The sequence below is a fragment of the Enterococcus hulanensis genome (assembly GCF_005405485.1).
Taxonomy (GTDB): domain Bacteria; phylum Bacillota; class Bacilli; order Lactobacillales; family Enterococcaceae; genus Enterococcus_A; species Enterococcus_A hulanensis.
The window spans coordinates 1-17,057 of the sequence record NZ_BJED01000008.1 but is presented as its reverse complement, the minus strand read 5'-3'; the positions used below and the strand labels follow the sequence as shown (position 1 = coordinate 17,057).

At 37.8% G+C, this 17,057-nt stretch carries 17 protein-coding genes; 11 read left to right on the top strand and 6 right to left on the bottom strand.

Annotated elements, in window-relative coordinates; all coding sequences use genetic code 11:
• The first annotated feature begins 15 nt into the window (after nucleotides 1-15).
• From FFR60_RS10050 to FFR60_RS10030, 5 genes are all read left to right on the top strand, one after another.
• Nucleotides 16-549 (top strand): hypothetical protein, encoded by a 534-nt coding sequence (locus FFR60_RS10050; protein ID WP_088932417.1) that lies wholly within the window; start codon nucleotides 16-18, stop codon nucleotides 547-549.
• A gap of 16 nt (nucleotides 550-565) precedes the next feature.
• A complete protein-coding gene (locus FFR60_RS10045; RefSeq protein ID WP_137664051.1) occupies nucleotides 566-1,351 on the top strand; it encodes a M15 family metallopeptidase in 786 nt (261 codons plus the stop codon).
• A 9-nt stretch (nucleotides 1,352-1,360) separates the two neighbouring features.
• Complete coding sequence (locus FFR60_RS10040) at nucleotides 1,361-1,975, top strand: glycoside hydrolase family 73 protein (protein WP_137664050.1); 615 nt, start codon at nucleotides 1,361-1,363, stop codon at nucleotides 1,973-1,975.
• 39 nt (nucleotides 1,976-2,014) lie between these two features.
• Nucleotides 2,015-2,701: a beta/alpha barrel domain-containing protein gene (locus FFR60_RS10035; protein WP_088932420.1), complete on the top strand. Its 687-nt coding sequence runs from the start codon at nucleotides 2,015-2,017 to the stop codon at nucleotides 2,699-2,701.
• Between the two features lie 190 nt (nucleotides 2,702-2,891).
• On the top strand, nucleotides 2,892-3,560 hold the full coding sequence (locus FFR60_RS10030; RefSeq protein ID WP_249354983.1) for a C39 family peptidase: 669 nt from the start codon (nucleotides 2,892-2,894) through the stop codon (nucleotides 3,558-3,560).
• 34 nt (nucleotides 3,561-3,594) lie between these two features.
• Here the strand turns inward: FFR60_RS10030 and FFR60_RS10025 are convergent, their stop codons facing one another.
• Nucleotides 3,595-4,326 carry an HAD family hydrolase gene (locus FFR60_RS10025; protein ID WP_137664049.1) on the bottom strand — a complete coding sequence of 244 codons (732 nt, stop codon included), beginning with the start codon at nucleotides 4,324-4,326 and terminating at the stop codon, nucleotides 3,595-3,597.
• A 216-nt stretch (nucleotides 4,327-4,542) separates the two neighbouring features.
• On the opposite strand from FFR60_RS10025, the gene FFR60_RS10020 reads away from it, so the two are divergent.
• A complete protein-coding gene (locus tag FFR60_RS10020; RefSeq protein ID WP_137664048.1) occupies nucleotides 4,543-5,034 on the top strand; it encodes a pyridoxamine 5'-phosphate oxidase family protein in 492 nt (163 codons plus the stop codon).
• A gap of 40 nt (nucleotides 5,035-5,074) precedes the next feature.
• Here the strand turns inward: FFR60_RS10020 and FFR60_RS10015 are convergent, their stop codons facing one another.
• Genes FFR60_RS10015 through FFR60_RS10005 form a run of 3 tightly spaced genes read right to left on the bottom strand, consistent with a single transcriptional unit; the run spans nucleotide 5,075 to nucleotide 7,440 of the window.
• Nucleotides 5,075-5,716: a DUF2238 domain-containing protein gene (locus FFR60_RS10015; protein ID WP_171004915.1), complete on the bottom strand. Its 642-nt coding sequence runs from the start codon at nucleotides 5,714-5,716 to the stop codon at nucleotides 5,075-5,077.
• 10 nt (nucleotides 5,717-5,726) lie between these two features.
• Nucleotides 5,727-6,236, bottom strand: a complete 510-nt coding sequence (locus FFR60_RS10010) for a nucleoside 2-deoxyribosyltransferase (RefSeq protein ID WP_137664047.1) — start codon at nucleotides 6,234-6,236, stop codon at nucleotides 5,727-5,729.
• Nucleotides 6,223-7,440, bottom strand: a complete 1,218-nt coding sequence (locus FFR60_RS10005) for a GNAT family N-acetyltransferase (RefSeq protein ID WP_137664046.1) — start codon at nucleotides 7,438-7,440, stop codon at nucleotides 6,223-6,225. The genes FFR60_RS10010 and FFR60_RS10005 overlap by 14 nt, the downstream gene beginning before the upstream one ends.
• 240 nt (nucleotides 7,441-7,680) lie before the next feature.
• On the opposite strand from FFR60_RS10005, the gene lepA reads away from it, so the two are divergent.
• A complete protein-coding gene (gene lepA / locus FFR60_RS10000) occupies nucleotides 7,681-9,516 on the top strand; it encodes a translation elongation factor 4 (RefSeq protein WP_137664045.1) in 1,836 nt (611 codons plus the stop codon).
• A 798-nt stretch (nucleotides 9,517-10,314) separates the two neighbouring features.
• Here lepA and FFR60_RS23185 read toward each other — a convergent pair.
• Both FFR60_RS23185 and FFR60_RS09990 read right to left on the bottom strand, forming a co-directional pair.
• Nucleotides 10,315-10,638, bottom strand: coding sequence for a branched-chain amino acid transporter permease (locus FFR60_RS23185; RefSeq protein WP_137664044.1), 324 nt, complete (start codon nucleotides 10,636-10,638; stop codon nucleotides 10,315-10,317).
• A complete protein-coding gene (locus tag FFR60_RS09990) occupies nucleotides 10,625-11,326 on the bottom strand; it encodes an AzlC family ABC transporter permease (RefSeq protein ID WP_137664043.1) in 702 nt (233 codons plus the stop codon). Before FFR60_RS09990 ends, FFR60_RS23185 begins: the two co-directional genes overlap by 14 nt.
• A gap of 129 nt (nucleotides 11,327-11,455) precedes the next feature.
• On the opposite strand from FFR60_RS09990, the gene FFR60_RS09985 reads away from it, so the two are divergent.
• The 4 genes from FFR60_RS09985 (at nucleotide 11,456) to FFR60_RS09970 (ending at nucleotide 16,707) form a co-directional block, all read left to right on the top strand.
• Complete coding sequence (locus tag FFR60_RS09985) at nucleotides 11,456-12,352, top strand: LysR family transcriptional regulator (RefSeq protein WP_137664042.1); 897 nt, start codon at nucleotides 11,456-11,458, stop codon at nucleotides 12,350-12,352.
• Nucleotides 12,353-12,527: 175 nt separating this feature from the next.
• Nucleotides 12,528-14,366, top strand: a complete 1,839-nt coding sequence (locus FFR60_RS09980; RefSeq protein WP_137664198.1) for a beta-glucoside-specific PTS transporter subunit IIABC — start codon at nucleotides 12,528-12,530, stop codon at nucleotides 14,364-14,366.
• Nucleotides 14,366-15,820, top strand: a complete 1,455-nt coding sequence (locus FFR60_RS09975; RefSeq protein ID WP_137664041.1) for a glycoside hydrolase family 1 protein — start codon at nucleotides 14,366-14,368, stop codon at nucleotides 15,818-15,820. The genes FFR60_RS09980 and FFR60_RS09975 overlap by 1 nt, the downstream gene beginning before the upstream one ends.
• An 11-nt stretch (nucleotides 15,821-15,831) precedes the next feature.
• On the top strand, nucleotides 15,832-16,707 hold the full coding sequence (locus FFR60_RS09970) for a PRD domain-containing protein (protein ID WP_137664040.1): 876 nt from the start codon (nucleotides 15,832-15,834) through the stop codon (nucleotides 16,705-16,707).
• Nucleotides 16,708-17,057: the final 350 nt, after the last annotated feature.

Below are 17,057 nucleotides of genomic sequence, written 5' to 3'. Positions count from 1 at the left end.
GAGGAGGGATTTTTCGTGAATCAAATTTATTTAGATTTAGTAATGAGTGCAATTTTTGAACAATTTCATACCGAACAAGATTTTTATCAAGATTATTTAGGCGTCAACGAAATTCAATGGCAGCAGTGGAAAGCAGGCCAAAACAATTTATCACCCGAAGCGAATCAAAAAATCAAGAATTTATTTAGCGACTATGAATGGATGCTGAGTCAAAAAGTCATTCGCCAAACCTTTTTGTTCCCGGAAAAGCGTCCGACGGCAGTTGCTGAATATCGCGAAATGAAGACAATTGTGGCACAGAAATGGATCGCCAGCGGCTTAGCTCAAGTCGAGATGATTCCTTTTAAAAATAAAAATGAAGAAGAGAATCATGACTTTATCGATCTGCGCGTAACCATCGATTATAATAGTTGGGGCTATAGTGATATACTAAGCTTTCGCTTGCCGGCCCATATCCAAAATCAAATCGCCAGTGCCCATAAAAAGACGGCGCTTCTTGATTGGGTAAACGAGAACCTAACGGAAACCTATACGTCATTAGACGATTAACGAGAGGATTTTTAATTTGAAAAAAACTGTAGGACTACTTTCAGTCATTATCATGTTTGGAATGACCGCCTATTCGCTTTTTTACAGCGCACCTGCAGAATCAGATGCGAAAAAAGCAACAGCTACGACTTATTCATTTGAAAATAAGACGACTACTTCTAAGAAGAAAAATGCTGTCCAAAAGGCATTGCCGGATTCTAATGCGAAGGATTGGAACCTTGTATTGGTTGGACCTAAAAATAAAATTGAAAATGAAGTCGCTGAAAGTCAGTTATCTACGCTGTCAGATAATAGCCATCAAGTCGACAGCCGAATAGCTGCAGACTATGAAGCTTTTTCTGAAGCAGCAACCAAGGCTGGTTTTCCTTTAGTAGTTATTTCAGCTTTTCGTTCAGTAGAATCACAAAATGAAGTATTTAACACGAATGTGAGCGGATTGGTCAATGGAAACGGTATGTCAGAAGAGGACGCGATCGCAAAAACTAAAGAAACCATCACCGAACCTGGATATAGCGAGCACCATACGGGACTTGCGATTGATGTCGTTGACCAAGAGTGGTATAACACTTATTCATCACAAGTATTGGATGCTTCTTATGGTGATCAACCGGGGGCAAAATGGATCGCGGAGAATGCACCGAAATATGGCTTTATCATCCGCTATCTAAAAGATCGCCAAGATATTACCGGTATCACTTATGAACCATGGCATATTCGCTATGTTGGTAAAGAAAATGCCGAGTATATTACCAAACACGATCTGACACTAGAAGAGTTTTTAAAAGAGTTGTCAGCTAAGTAAGGAGTTACTATGCCTAAAAAAACCTATCAAAAACGAAAGTCCAAAACTTCGATCCCGCTTATTTTTGCGGGGATCTTAGTGATTGGGTTGGCTTTCGTTTTTTCTTTACATACATTATCGGATTTTGGCGTTGAAACTGAACAAAAAGAGGAAACTGTTTCTCGTCAGGAATTTATTGATACTTTGGCTCCCCATGCAAAGGAACTGCAGCAAGGATATGGCGTTTTGCCTAGTATCATTTTAGGCCAAGCCATCTTGGAATCTAATTGGGGACAATCTCAGCTTGCCAGTCAGTATAAAAACCTTTTTGGTATTAAAGCTTCTGGGAATCAGCCAAAGGTGACTCTCGAGACGAAGGAATATGTGAACGAGCAATGGGTCACCATTCAAGGTGATTTCAAAGTATATAATTCTTGGAATGAGTCATTAGACGATCATACGATGCTTTTCGTCAATGGAACGAACTGGGATTCCAAACTCTATGCCGGTGTTCTAACTGCTACCGACTATCGACAAGCTGCTCAAGCACTGCAGACAGCCGGATATGCGACTGATCCGGATTATGCGAATAAGATCATCAGTGTGATCGAAACATATAACTTGGAGCAATACGATCATTCATAGTAAAATCGACATAAGAAGTTGATAAGGAGATGAGTTTGAATGGCAGAGAAATATGTACCTGAAATTATGACTGAATTGCGACAAGATATTGTACGTGTACCAAAAGTAATCCAAGAAGCATCAGGAATCAGCATTTTTGGTAAAAAAATTCGTTCGATAATCTTTACGACCGACATCGCAATTATCCGAAACACAGATGCGGATGCAGTAATAGCTGTATATCCTTTTACGCCACATCCGGCAATTACCAAAAGTATTATCGAAGCCGCAGATATTCCGGTGTTTTCCGGTGTTGCAGGCGGTCTTACTCATGGAGCACGTTCGGCCTATATGGGGATGTTTGCGGAATCTCAAGGTAGTTTAGGGGTAGTAGTAAACGGACCGACCCCAGTAGAAACGATCCAAGCAATCTATGACGTTGTGGATGTTCCGGTAATTGCGACAGTTACATCGAAGTATTCAAAAATCGAAGAAAAACTGGCGGCTGGTGTGGATATAATCAATATCAGTGCTGGAAAAGATACGGTTGAAGCCGTTAAGCACTTTAGAAAAGTATATCCAGAGCTGCCGATTATCGCGACTGGCGGACCAGATGAAGAGACGATTGAGCAAACGATCGAAGCGGGAGCCAATGCCATCACTTATACACCGCCTTCAAATGGTGTGTTGTTCAGCAAGAAGATGGAAAAATACCGCAAAATGGAATACGATGAAGATCATCAATAAAAAAGATGTCGAGAATCTTAATGATTTTCGACATCTTTTTTAGGTTCATTTAAGCTAGCTTTGAGAAACTTACCTTGGAATACAACAAAACGAGGTGATTAAAATCAAACGCTTAATAAAATGGACGAGTTTTATTTGTATCCTTTGTGGCGGCTGCTTAATCTTTTTTTATCAAAATAAGCAATCGGAAGTGGATAGCAGCGAAGTAAATGCAGCTAATCAGACAGAAATCGTACTTGCCGATAAAGAGAGCACAGAAACACAATTAATAGACGTTCCGATAGAAAACCAAAATACTGGCTCTGTTCCTCTTGAAAACGGCTGTGAGATCACAGCGTTATCAATGCTGTTAAACTATTATGATTATGACACGAATAAGAATGATTTAGCCGAGCTGTTGAATTATGTTCCGGTTTACGAAAATGAAGCTGAGGGTATTCGCGGAAATCCTCATGACGGCTTTGTGGGAAATATCTATGAAGGCTATGACGCAATGGGAGTCGCTGTTGAGCCGATTGCGGAGGTGGCTGAGGAAGTAGTTCAGGAAGGGCAGGAGGTCGTTGCCAGCAGTGATACGCCATTCTCTGAGCTAGCAGATTTGGTTCAGACTGGAACACCTGTCTGGGTGATCACAACTGTTAACTATGAAATTCCCACAAACAGTGATTATATGATTTGGGAAACGACGAGCGGAGAAGTCACCGTCTCACCATTGTGTCATGCGGTAGTTATCACCGGTGTAGATGATGAAAATGTTTATGTGAATGATCCTTACGGTTATAAAAATCGAATTGTAAAGCGCAGTGATTTTGAAAAGACCTATAAGAAAATGGGCAGTCAATCGCTTTATCTAGCCTAATAAAAAGACCCGGAATGTTCTCCGGGTCTTTAGTTTATGCAAAAATATGTTGGAAAGTCGGTAATAATTGATCGAAAGAAGTTAATTCGATATCGTGAATTTGCGAGGTTCCTTTTGGTAACTGGCGATTGCGATGGTTTAGCCAAAGAGATTGCCACCCCGCTCGTTTAGAACCAATCACATCGTTATTAAAGTTGTCGCCGACATATAAAGAACACTCAGGATTTAAGTCAAACTGCTTCTTGCCTAGGTCAAAAATTTCTACATCAGGTTTTTCATAACCGGTTGCCTGGGAAATAATGATGTTGTCCTCATCGACCCAGTTCAATAGACCTAACTGCAAAATCTTTTTATACTGATGATCTGTTGGACCGTTGGTGATGATGCTGATGGGAACTTTTTTGTTTTTCAAAAATTCTAGTGTTTTTTCAACTTCACAGTGCATGGTGATCGCATCAAGTTCTGCTTCGTAAACATCTTGGAAGGTTAGGGATTCTTCATCAGTGATATGAGGATAATCCAAATCCTTCAGAGATTGGCTGATGCGATGAGAACGCATATACTCCAAAGTCCATTCTTGGGTGATTACTTTGTTGAAGTTCGCATCACTGTGAACACGAAAACGAGTATAAAGTGGAAGCATATCTTCTTCACTTACTAAAGGAAATAATTTTTGGACCGCCTTGCGAAATGGTTCTTGTTGATCGTAAATAGTATCATCGATATCAAATACGACAGTTTCAATCAAAATCGACACGCCTTTCATTTTTCAGCAAATTTTCATTTTAATTACAGTAGCTATTTTAGTACAAAAAATCACACAAAAAAAGAGGAAAATCGTTGATTAGAAAAGGTTTTTACTACTAAAAAAGACAAACCGCAGTCTATCAATTTTCAGTTTTTTTAACTAAAAAAAAGATTTCTTTTTGAATTCTAATCTATTATGATTAGAAGAAGGAATCGGATAGATGGAGGTAAGGGTATGCGTAGAAAAAAAAGACAGGTAACAGATCTAGCAGCAATCAAAAATTTAGTAGAGAAATCGCAAGTAGTACGAATCGCATTGAACGGGGAGGACTATCCTTATGTTGTGCCTGTAAATTTTGGGTATGAGTGGGAGGAAGAAAAATTAACCCTTTTTGTTCATGGAGCCAGTGAAGGAAAAAAAGTATCCATGATCAAAAACGACTCTAAAGTAGCCATCGAGATGGATGGCAATCACAAGCTAGTTCAAGGAACATTGAACGCGTCGAGTTATTCTTATGCCTATCAAAGTTTGATCGGGTTTGGCGAAGCCGAAATAATTGAGGAACTAGAAGAGAAAAGACGAGCATTGCATATTTTGATGGACCATGCGGCTAAGGGAGCATCTTTTGATGAAATACCTGAAGGCATGTTAAAACGGACAGGGATCATCAAAATAACTTTAGCTTCTTATACGATGAAGGAAAACGTACATCCTGATGACAAATAAAAAAAAGATTCAAAACCGAAATTTCGGTTTTGAATCTTTTTTACTTTTTGACTTTCTTTAAGCGATACTCTTCAAAATAAGCAGCATTTCCGCGGCTTTGAACTCGCGCGTAAATTCCCATTAAGACTGCACCGATCGTATTGGTCAAAAGATCGCCCATCGTGTCCATCAATGCAGCTCGTCCGACTAACAATTCACCCGCTGATGTCGCATAGCGTTGAAGGTTCATATCTGCTACAGTATCGCATAGAAACTCCCAAAACTCCCAGAAGACACCGCAAACGCCAGCAAAAGCAAAACCGAAAAGCAAGAATAACCATGGAGATGTTTTGCTGATATCGGCATCCTTCATCAAGAAGCCGATCAAGCCATAACCTAATGCGGTCAGGACCATTGGGCTAACGGTATGCAGAATTTTATCCCAAAAAGAAATGATCGAGATCATGTGCAGAGAAGTTCCTAAAAAGACCGAGATGACCAAAAAGAACCAATAGAAATAAACGATTTTTTCCGGTAAAACAATTTTGAATAACTTTTCTATTATTTCTGGTAAAAAAATCAGTGCAATCCCTGCTAAACACTCGATTACAAAAATCACACCTTGTTTAGTTGAATATTTACCAGTTGCAAATTCAAAAATATTATACAGTAGACAAAGAGCGCCGAAAATGAGTAACGCCATTCGATATTTTTTATAAGTCACGGAAATCACTACCTTCTAAGAAAGATTTGATTTGATCCACTAATGCTTCTTCATCGCTGACGATCGTACCATTCAGCTTTATCAGTCCAACAGTATAAAGATTTAAATAATGAAATTGGTTTTCAGCTGGTGTCTGTAATGCAGCAATTTTCTGTTGATTGTCCGCACCTTGCTGGCGAGAGTCGGTATATAAAGCGATGACCGGGATTCCCTTGGCGTACGCCACGCCGATTTCAGAAGCGACACCGGCGTCGATCGTCAAACCATCCAGCAGGGCCACCATCAGATCACTCTTCAAGACCTCCTCAGTATCAGCCAGAGCGATCATTTTACTGTCAGCGTAGGCTGATTTGTCATTGATACCCGCATTTTCTTGTGGTAGATAAATCGTCAGATCCGCATCAATTTCACGAATTTTTTTTACTAAGTGTTGATTATACAATAGGTCGCTTTGTGCAAATAACGGTGCAGCAAAATAAATATGTTTAGAAGTAGTCACTAAAATAAGCCTCCATGTCAGGTATTGTTGTTTCTAATAGTTCAATTGCTTTTTTATCGGCGTCCAGCCGTTCAATCCGAGCAAGATAAGCAGCCCGGCGATAATTCATCAGCATGCAAGTCAAGGTTTGAATGTTAAGTTTAATACGTCTGCCTTTCGGTTGATCAGAGATAGTCAACTCACCATCAGTATTCCAACTGAGTGCAAAAATTCCATTATTCCAATCAGCGATCGGATCATCGACTTCAAAATAGAAAGGCTCGACAGTTTTTTCAAAGGGATATTCCAATAAAAATTCTTTTACGTCGACAATCCGCGCCATGAAAAACGGCGCAATTGTTTCTGTGATCTCACTATCATCAAGCAGGAAGGACAGCGGTTCATTTTTGAAAATATCGCCTTTGACCCAATAAACCATTGAAAAGTGAGCACTGATAAAATTCCATAAACCGTTTCGCGCTTCCTGATTTAAATAAAACATTTCTTTAATATGGAAAACCTCGTCAGAGATCCAATAAAAAAGTACACCAGTCGGCCGCTTATCCGCATCATAGTAGATTGCGGCGATGCGTTCTTCCTCATTTTCAAACCGCCAATATTCTTCCCAATTCAACTCCTTGCGGATCATCGCCCCATGATTATTCAAGGCGAACTCATGATAGACTTGATAAACATCCGGATCGTCAACTTCTTTGCGTTCCACGATACCAGGCACCTCAACTTGCTTAGGCAACTGCGTATCTTTGATTTTGAAGCTGAGCTTGTCAGACATGATTTCCCAGCCCTTGCGCCGATAATAGGGAATATTGTAAGGATATAGGTAGGAAATCCATTGCTGGTCTTCACGCATCTGGATCAAGGCCTTCTCGATCAAATCCTTCATTAATCCATGATTGGCATACTCTGGATAAGTACCGACACCAGTTACACCGCCCATTTGAAAAAGTTTCCCATGAATATTCACTTCGCAAGGATAAATAGCAATTTGAGAAATCAAGTTCTCATCGTGAAACCAGCCAAAAACCTTTGATTGCTCCAAAACAGGTTTCTTCGCGCGGACCATTTCACGCTTGTTTTCGTATCCGCTATTTTCAATATCGCTTTCTGTTACTTGAAAAACATAGCTGAGCAGTTCATCATACTGAGCCAAATGTTCTTCACCAACGGGCTTCAAGACTAATTGTTTCTTAAAGTCACTATCCATTCTTTCATCTCCTAGATATTGTTGCTGAATTTAATCACAGATGCCCTCTAATAGAGAAAACCCTTTTAACGCAAGAGTAAAGAGGGCAATCTGATCTCTTTTTCTCGTTTATATTCTAAGTATAGCAAAAGCAGGATTATTTTTCTCTTACCGACTTTGGGAAATAGGTGAAAAGACTTTTTTTCTATTAGAAACGTTGGTATAATTGACAGTGCTGATTAAAAGAAATGAGGAACTTTGATGAATATAGAAGAAATGCAGAAACGCCAAAAAATGATTCGAAACTTTTCGATCATCGCGCATATCGATCACGGCAAGTCGACACTGGCTGACCGGATCTTAGAACAAACTAATACCGTAAGTTCCCGTGAAATGCAAGAGCAGTTGTTAGATTCAATGGATCTTGAACGTGAACGCGGAATTACAATTAAATTAAATGCGGTAGAACTACATTACACTGCAAAAGATGGACAGAATTATATTTTTCATCTGATCGATACTCCTGGACACGTCGATTTCACTTATGAGGTTTCACGGAGCTTGGCTGCCTGCGAAGGTGCAGTCTTGGTCGTAGATGCAGCCCAAGGGATTGAAGCTCAAACATTAGCCAATGTTTATTTAGCTTTAGATAATGATTTGGAAATCCTGCCGGTCATCAATAAAATCGATTTACCGGCTGCTGATCCAGAGCGAGTCCGTAAAGAAATTGAAGACGTAATCGGGATCGACGCAGAAGATGCTGTCCTAGCCAGTGCAAAAACAGGGATTGGTATCAGTGAGATTTTAGAACAAATCGTCACAAATGTTCCGGCTCCAAGCGGGGATTTAGAAGCACCGTTAAAGGCTTTGATCTTTGACTCGATTTATGACAGCTATCGCGGTGTTGTATTGAATGTCCGCATCACTGATGGAATTGTTCGCCCAGGCGATAAAATCCAACTAATGAGTAATGGGAAAACCTTTGATGTAACAGAGGTTGGTGTCTTCTCACCAAAAGCTGTTCAACGGGATTACTTAATGGTAGGCGATGTTGGTTATATTACTGCCAGTATCAAATCTGTTCAGGAAACGCGTGTCGGGGATACCGTTACACTTGCTAATAATCCAGCAGAAAAAGCGTTGGACGGTTATCGCAAAATGAATCCAATGGTATTCTGCGGCTTGTATCCGATCGATACGTCTCGGTACAATGATTTGCGTGAAGCCTTAGAAAAATTACAGCTGAACGATGCGGCATTACAGTTTGAACCAGAAACTTCCCAAGCGTTGGGCTTCGGATTCCGTTGCGGATTCTTAGGCTTGCTGCACATGGATGTGGTTCAAGAGCGTTTGGAACGTGAATTCAATTTGGAACTGATCACGACTGCGCCATCAGTTATTTATCATGTGAACCTGACCGATGGCACTCAATTAGTGGTAGACAATCCATCTGATTTTCCTGATCCATCAAAAATCCAAAACGTTGAAGAACCATTTGTGAAGGCCAATATCATGGTCCCAAATGAATACGTAGGTGCTGTCATGGAACTTTCACAGCGTAAACGTGGTGAATTTATCACCATGGATTATTTAGATGATTATCGTGTGAATGTTGTCTACAATATCCCATTATCGGAAATCGTGTTTGACTTCTTTGATAAATTAAAATCCAGCACGAAAGGCTATGCATCATTAGATTACGAAATGGCTGATTATCGTGAAAGCCGTCTAGTGAAAATGGATATCTTGCTGAATGCGGAAAAAGTCGATGCCCTGAGCTTTATTGTTCACCGTGAGTTCGCTCAAGAGCGCGGTCGCGCAATCGTTGATAAATTGAAGACGTTAATCCCACGACAACAATTTGAAGTGCCGATCCAAGCAACGATTGGTACGAAGATCGTTGCCCGTACTGATATTAAGGCTTTGCGCAAAAATGTATTAGCTAAATGTTACGGCGGGGATGTTTCTCGTAAACGTAAATTGTTAGAGAAGCAAAAAGAAGGTAAGAAACGCATGAAACAAATCGGTTCTGTTGAAGTCCCACAGGAAGCATTTATGGCTGTGCTGAAAATGGATGAACAAGATGGTGGGAAATAGCTTGTTATAACGATAAAACCTTATCATATCAATCTTTTCGAGTGGTGAAAAAGTGTGATTTAACCGTTTGGAATAGTTTAAACTGTAATACAGTTGTCACAGCTTAATAAAAAAGGGCAAAAAAGGAATCTTTTTCTTGAAGATTTTTAAGTGTCTGCGTATGAAGAAAGCATCTCATAAGGAGATGCTTTTTTCATGTCTGATCGCGGAGCTTTGTTAAAATCGAACACAAACTATCTCAATATGAGGAACTTTGTAAAGGAGATACTACTATTACTCTGACGCAGCGAAATAGAAAAACGAAAGGCCAAGTTATTGTTGGAAAAGTTGGTGTAAGAGGTAACCACGATATGTGAAACGAAAATTACACTCTTGTAGAAAATGTTTTTGAAATTATGATCGAGAAACCAACATCGGTCTATCAATTTTAGTTTTTTATACTACGATGGGAACACTACAAAACCACTTGCGTAGTAATTGGTTTTCGAAATGTACAATATTTAAAAAATTGATCTAGAGGATTAGTGATCGGTCTTTTTTCAAGTGCAACTGTGGACGGAATGTTTTGATCTTCATCATTCCCTGAATCCAAAAAGGTTAGTTAATTGACAGTAGTTGGGTCCGCGAATGTCACAGGAACTGATTGTGTGACGATTATTGAAATAGTTCTATACCCTGTGTATATAAAGAATGATTACTTTTCCTCTGGGCGCTATTTTATTTGTGCGTTTTGAACACAACATGATGCACACTAGACATAAGTTATATTGACTAAAAGAATGAGACAGTACTTTACATTTACAGAAAATTCACTATTACAATATAAACAGCTGTACCAAATAGAATTGACATCAGCATGTTTCTTTTCCATATATGAATAACAACGGTAATAATACTTGCAAGAAAATAAGGCCAATTATCTAAAAATGTAGCGAAGGTAATGTCTCTAAAACAATATATTACCAGCATTGCTATGATCGCTGATGGTAAGAATTCCCCTAATTCAAGGATGAAGTGAGGAGTTTCATTGCTATTTGAGAAAATTACAAATGGAAGAAATCGTGTAAAAAAAGTTGCTGCAGATACGATAAAAATGGTGACTATTTGCTCAGTCAGACTCATTATATGAAACACTCCTTCTAAAAATTATGGAAAATTGGATCACCAAAATAATGAGAGTAGCAATCAAGAAAAAATCTTTTCCAAATAGTAACAAAGATGTTAACGCGATAATTAGCCCGCTAATAGAACTAACATGATGATCTTCGTCCATAAATTGTGTTGCAAACATAACAGGAAATAGAGCGGTCATGACAAAATCCAGCCCTTTAATTTCAACTTTAAAAAACGAACCGATAAGTCCTCCTATAGTTGCGCCACCTACCCAATATACGTGAGTCAATAGAGTAACATACAGCATGAATTTTTCTTTAATAACATCTGGAGAGAGGCGGGCGTTGTAGTTAATGACAAAAGTTTGATCACATAGCCCAAAGATCAAGTAGTACTTCCACAAACTTCTGACTTCAAAATTCTTTAACATAGAGTTCCCATAAAATATATGACGGAAGTTGATGATCAAGGTCAAGATTAATACAGCTAATGGATTAAAAGATTGAGACAATAATGAAACTGTTAAGAATTCCATTGATCCAGAAAAAATAGTAGAACTCATAAGAAAAGCGAATATAAAATTAAAACCGGCGCTATTTAAATACACACCGTACGCTACCCCCATGAATGAGAATCCCGCCAATAACGGCATCGTTGAGATAAAAGCTTGCTTTAGACTTTCCTTATGAAAACTCATGAAATTCCACCTTTGACCATAGTTTTAATAGCTTCTTTAATTCAAAAATTATACTTTGAGAAATGAATGTAAACAATAATCGATATGCTATGATGGTGATAGCAAAAGGCTATCAAAGGAGAATTTGATATGAAAATCAATCATTTGGAATCGTTTTTGATATTGAGTGAAGAGATGAATTACCGGAAAGCTGCAGAGAGACTCTATATTTCTCAGCCTTCGTTGAGCAATCAAATTCGTGCATTGGAAATAGAGGTAGGTTGTCAGCTTTTTGAAAGAGAGAAGCGAGGAATCAAACTGACTTCTGGAGGTAAATTATTAGTTTCAAAATCAAAAGAGATTCTTTTAAAAGTTAGAGAAACTGAGATGCACTTAGCAATTATTGGGGGAAATGAACGATCAACTATTAAGCTGGGAGTTTCTGGGTACCATTTCATATATCCAATTTTAAAGGAATTTAAGAACAATCATCCTCAGGTAAAAATATCTTTAGAAGAATATAGTTCTTTAGAAACGAAGGAAAAGTTATTACGAGGTGAAATAGATTTAGGTATAGTTTATTTGCCAATTGGAGAGTTTGATTTATCATACAAGTTTCTTATTGACGAAGAAATTATTGCAGTCATAAAGGAGTCAGGCGAATTTTCAAAATTGACCACGATTTCTCTTGAAGAATTGTCAAACGTACCTTTAGTTGTTCTTAACTCCCAATACTTTGTTAGAAATATATTGGATACGGCTTTACAAAAAAAGCTACTATTATCAAATTTCATGTATGAAGTCAGTTCCTATCAAAGCTGTTTAGATATTGTAAAAATTACAGATAGTGTTGGCATAGTGTCCAAATCATTTTTCGAAGAGCTTGACTCAATAGGAATGACAAAAGAGTTAAAGCAAATCAAAATTGAGGATGACTTGAGTAAACAGAAGTTAGGATTAGCTTATCGTGGTGATATTCCTTTCGATCCAGTTTTGCAAGATTTTGTTGAAATGCTGAGTCATCATTATTCTGAATCACTGACCTAAAAAATATTTGATAAAAATTCATGTTGACGTTTTCATTTTTTTGTGTTTATAATTAGTCAACTTAATAAAAGGCATGTAACTGTATTTAATTACAGGCATAACCGAATTGGATTTCCAAAAATTTTTGGAAGTCTAGTTCGGTTTTTTTTATTAGAAAAAACAGGAGGTTGTAATGATGGATGAAAAAAAGATAGCTAGTGAGATTTTGGAAGCGGTGGGTGGACCTTCAAATATTTCACATTTGGAACATTGTTCTACTCGTTTAAGATTTACGCTAGTTAAGGATGAAATTGTTGATGTTGAAAAAATCAAAAAGATTCCCGGTGTTCTTGGAGTTAATCAAACGGCTCAAACACAAATCATTATCGGAAATGCAGTCATCGAAGTTTATAATGAGCTGCAAGAAATGATAAAAGGTAAAACTGCGAAATCTGAGGAAAAGAAGAATCAAAAGCTTACAGCAGTTGTTCTTGACTTTGTGATTAGCATTTTCCAGCCCTTAATTCCGGCTATTGCTGGTGGAGGAATTCTAAAATCTGTTTTAATGCTGTTAAATTTAGTAGGGGTGTTGGATAAGACTACTTCGACCTACCAAATTCTAACTTTTGTAGGCGATGCACCGCTTTATTTCTTACCAATGTTGGTTGCTATTACAACTGCTAACAAAATGAAGGTGAATAATTTGGTGGCAGTTTCAGCAATTGGCGGATTATTGATTCCTGGATTAACAACCATGTTGGCTGAAGGAACTAGTTTGTTTGGACTGTCTCTTCAAAACATTAATTATGCTTATCAAGTATTTCCAGCAATTTTATGTACTATTTCTTATGCTTATCTTGAGAGATTCTTCACTAAAATTAGTCCAAAAGTCATTCGAAGCTTCTTTGTTCCAATGATGTCTTTACTAATTGTTGTGCCACTGACATTACTTGTGTTAGGACCAATCGGCTTTACTTTTGGGCAAGGCTTTGCAAGTGTCATCATGGCAATTTTTGCAAGATTTGGCTGGATTGCAGTCGCGTTATTAGCAGCATTTTTGCCATTTATGGTTGTCACGGGAATGCATAAAGCGATGATTCCTTATGTCATTACTTCTTTGGGAGAAACTGGTAAGGAACTCATTTACAACGCGGCTTCTTTAGCACATAATATTGCAGAATCAGGAGCATGCTTTGCGGTTACTCTTCGATCTAAAGATAAAGAAATGAAGGCTACGGCAGTATCAGCAGCTATTTCAGCATTGTTTGGAATTACTGAACCGGCTCTATATGGTGTGACTATTCTTCACAAGCGAGTATTGTACAGCGTGATGTTGGGAAGTCTCATCGGAGGAGCAACAGTTGGTCTGTTAGGCGTAGAAGCTTATGTAGCAGTAGGTCCCGGACTTGCTAGTTTATCTATGTTCATTTCAGATGAATTGCCTAGAAATTTGATGAACGCGGTTATCGGATTGGTTGTTTCATTTGCTGCATCATTTATTGCCGCGTTTATTTTATGGAAAGAACCAGTAGATGAGATGGAAAAATCGGAATCTACCAAAAACGAAAATGAGCTAGTATTTAATGCCCCTTTAGAAGGAAAAGTATTACCCTTAACCGAAGTAAAGGACGATGTCTTTTCTAGTAAAATGTTGGGAGATGGAGTGGCGATTGTTCCTACAAAAGGAGAACTATTTTCTCCAATCGATGGTGTAATTGAAATGGTTTACAGTACAAAACATGCACTAGGACTGAAAACCGCTGATGGAGTAGAAATTCTGTTTCATATTGGCATCGATACTGTAAATTTAGAGGGTAAGTACTTTAACAGCTTTGTAACAGAGGGTCAGAAAGTCAGTCAAGGCGAGTTGTTACTTTCGTTTGATCTAGAAAAGATTATTGCAGAAGGTTTTGATCCAACAACGATGATTATTGTGACAAATCCTAAAAATGTCAAATTAACAGTTGGAAAACAGGAAGAAGTAAACAAAGAATTGCCTTTATTTGCTATTGATAGATTGGGGATGGAAAACTAATGAGTTTGAAAGAAGAATTTTTGTGGGGCGGAGCGATTGCAGCTAATCAAGTAGAGGGCGCTTGGGATATTGATGGAAAAGGAATGTCTGTTGCTGATGTCGCAAGCTACAAACCTAAGGTAGATGTGAAAGATTATGAAGCACATAACACCATCACGAGTGAGATGATTGAAAAAGCGAAAGCGGATAGAACAACTGAATTTTATCCTAAAAGAAGAGGAATTGATTTTTATCACAGATATGAAGAGGATATCCAGCTCTTTGCAGAAATGGGTTTTAAAACACTTAGGTTGTCGATTGCCTGGACAAGAATATTTCCTAATGGAGAAGAAAAGGAACCCAATCAGCTTGGAATTAACTATTACAAAAAAGTATTTGAACAACTAAAACGTCATAACATCGAACCTATTGTGACGCTCTCGCATTATGAAATGCCTTTAGAGCTGTCAGATAAATATAATGGGTGGGTTGATCGAAAGTTGATTGATTTATTCGTCAAGTTTTCTGAGGTATGTTTCAAAGAATTTGGCAGTTATGTGAAATACTGGTTGACGTTTAATGAAGTCGATAGTGTAGGCAGACATCCATTTACCACAGCAGGTATCGTAGAAGACAAATGTATTGAATATTCATATGAAGAAGCTATTTATCAAGCATTACATCATCAATATGTTGCCGCAGCAATTGCTACAAAAAAATGTCATGAATTGATTCCCGAAAGTCAGATGGGGTGCATGTTGACTAAGTTAACAACCTATCCCAATACTTGTAATCCAAACGATGTTCTGTTGTCTCTAGATAGTAATTTAAATAATTACTCTCATGCAGACATTCAAGTTCTAGGTGCATACCCGCCGCTTTATAAAAAGTATTTGGAGAATAAGGGGATAAGCATAAAAAAAGAAGTTGACGACGATAAAATTTTAAAAGAGAATAAGGCTGACTACTTAGCATTTAGTTACTATATGTCTCGCACAGAATCTGCAGATCCAACGAAAGAGCGAGCAGCTGGAAATACTGTTATGGGTGTGAAAAATCCATATCTTCCTTCGACAGATTGGGGCTGGCAAATTGATCCAATCGGACTGAAGATATCCTTATTAGAACTATATGATCGCTATCAAGTTCCGTTGATCATTGTTGAAAATGGGATGGGGGCCAAAGATGAGGTTGATGAAGCCAATAAAATCCATGATGATTATCGTATTAGTTATCTCAAACAACATATTCATCAAATGAAGGAAGCCGTTGATTTAGGGGTTGATCTGTTTGGGTATACTAGCTGGGCACCAATCGATTTAATCAGTGCTTCTACTTCTCAAATAAGCAAAAGATACGGCTATATTTATGTTGATCAAGATGATTTAGGTAATGGAACCCAAGAACGTCTAAAAAAGGATTCATTTTATTGGTATAAAAAAGTTATTGAAACGAATGGTGAAGAGTTAGGATAGGAGCTTTCAATATGCGAATTAAGAAAGTTTTGAACGCGAATACTATTTTGGCTGAAGATGAAGAACATCAAGAATATGTCTTTTTTGGAAAAGGAATCGGGTACGGAAGAAAGACAGGTCAGAATGTAGAAAAAGATGAGATAAATAAGGTATTCATTCCTGTTGAGAATTCTCAAATACAGGAGTATATAAAACTGTTGGAATCTATTCCAGCAGTATTTCTTGAAATTACTCAAAGTATTGTTGAAAAGGCAGAGGAAGAATTGGGCAGCACGCTGAATTCCAGTGTATATTTTACACTAAGTGATCATTTGAATTTTGCCATAGAGCGTCAAAAAAATGATGTTCAAATTATGAATCGTGTCTTTTGGGAAATCAAAAACTACTATCCTAAAGAGTTTGCTGTGGGAGTTTTTGCTTTGAAGATTCTAAAAAAGAAGTTGGGTGTTGTTCTACCAGAAGAGGAAGCTGCAAACATTGCCTTTCATATTATCAATGCTCAAAGTAGTGATTATTCTAATCGAAAAGGGATGGAATACGCTAAACTGGTATCTGGTATCTCTGATATTGTGAGATACCAACTAGGAATAGAATTTGATAAAAGTGATATTCATTATCAAAGATTCCTAACGCACTTAAAATTTTTTGTTGAACGATTTTTTGAAGGAAAAATGATTGTTGAGGAAGATCGAGCCTTCTTTGAGCAAATTGCGACCTTATATCCGAAAGCTCTAACAATCGCTTTTAATGTTAAGGATTATGTAGAGTTGTTGCATAAAACGGCCATAACTAAAGAAGAAGTCGCCTATTTGACGGTCCATATCAACCGCTTGATGAACAGTGAAGTGATTGATAAATCCAAAATTGATAATAAGGATATAGATTAATCATGAATTATTAATTCGAAAAGCTGATTTTTATATAATTTGTGAACTAAAAATTTGAATCAATAGTTTGATATAAGGCAAGGGAAATAGAAAGAAGCGAGAACGTAGTATTAACTGTGTAAGTAACCGATAAACCTAAACAGGTGGTTACTTACACAGTTTTTCTTTCCCTTAAATGAGATTAGGAGGTGATTTTAGTACGATTAGAGAGAAAATAAATCTAGAGGTTGAAAAAGTCTGTTTTTTTGCTAGGTAAAAAGATAGACAATATTTCGAGAGTGTAATATTAACTGTGTAAGTAACCGCTAATCCTAGGTAGGTGGTGGCTTCACAGTTTTTATTTTTCTAAA

Coding starts and splice junctions, on each gene's coding strand:
- FFR60_RS09985 (WP_137664042.1), top strand. CDS start 11,456: ATGAAAATCAATCATTTGGAATCGTTTTTGATATTGAGTGAAGAGATG.
- FFR60_RS09990 (WP_137664043.1), bottom strand. CDS start 11,326: ATGAGTTTTCATAAGGAAAGTCTAAAGCAAGCTTTTATCTCAACGATG.
- FFR60_RS09980 (WP_137664198.1), top strand. CDS start 12,528: ATGGATGAAAAAAAGATAGCTAGTGAGATTTTGGAAGCGGTGGGTGGA.
- FFR60_RS10020 (WP_137664048.1), top strand. CDS start 4,543: ATGCGTAGAAAAAAAAGACAGGTAACAGATCTAGCAGCAATCAAAAAT.
- lepA (WP_137664045.1), top strand. CDS start 7,681: ATGAATATAGAAGAAATGCAGAAACGCCAAAAAATGATTCGAAACTTT.
- FFR60_RS10005 (WP_137664046.1), bottom strand. CDS start 7,440: ATGGATAGTGACTTTAAGAAACAATTAGTCTTGAAGCCCGTTGGTGAA.
- FFR60_RS10025 (WP_137664049.1), bottom strand. CDS start 4,326: ATGAAAGGCGTGTCGATTTTGATTGAAACTGTCGTATTTGATATCGAT.
- FFR60_RS23185 (WP_137664044.1), bottom strand. CDS start 10,638: ATGAGTCTGACTGAGCAAATAGTCACCATTTTTATCGTATCTGCAGCA.
- FFR60_RS10015 (WP_171004915.1), bottom strand. CDS start 5,716: ATGGCGTTACTCATTTTCGGCGCTCTTTGTCTACTGTATAATATTTTT.
- FFR60_RS10035 (WP_088932420.1), top strand. CDS start 2,015: ATGGCAGAGAAATATGTACCTGAAATTATGACTGAATTGCGACAAGAT.
- FFR60_RS10040 (WP_137664050.1), top strand. CDS start 1,361: ATGCCTAAAAAAACCTATCAAAAACGAAAGTCCAAAACTTCGATCCCG.
- FFR60_RS09975 (WP_137664041.1), top strand. CDS start 14,366: ATGAGTTTGAAAGAAGAATTTTTGTGGGGCGGAGCGATTGCAGCTAAT.
- FFR60_RS09970 (WP_137664040.1), top strand. CDS start 15,832: ATGCGAATTAAGAAAGTTTTGAACGCGAATACTATTTTGGCTGAAGAT.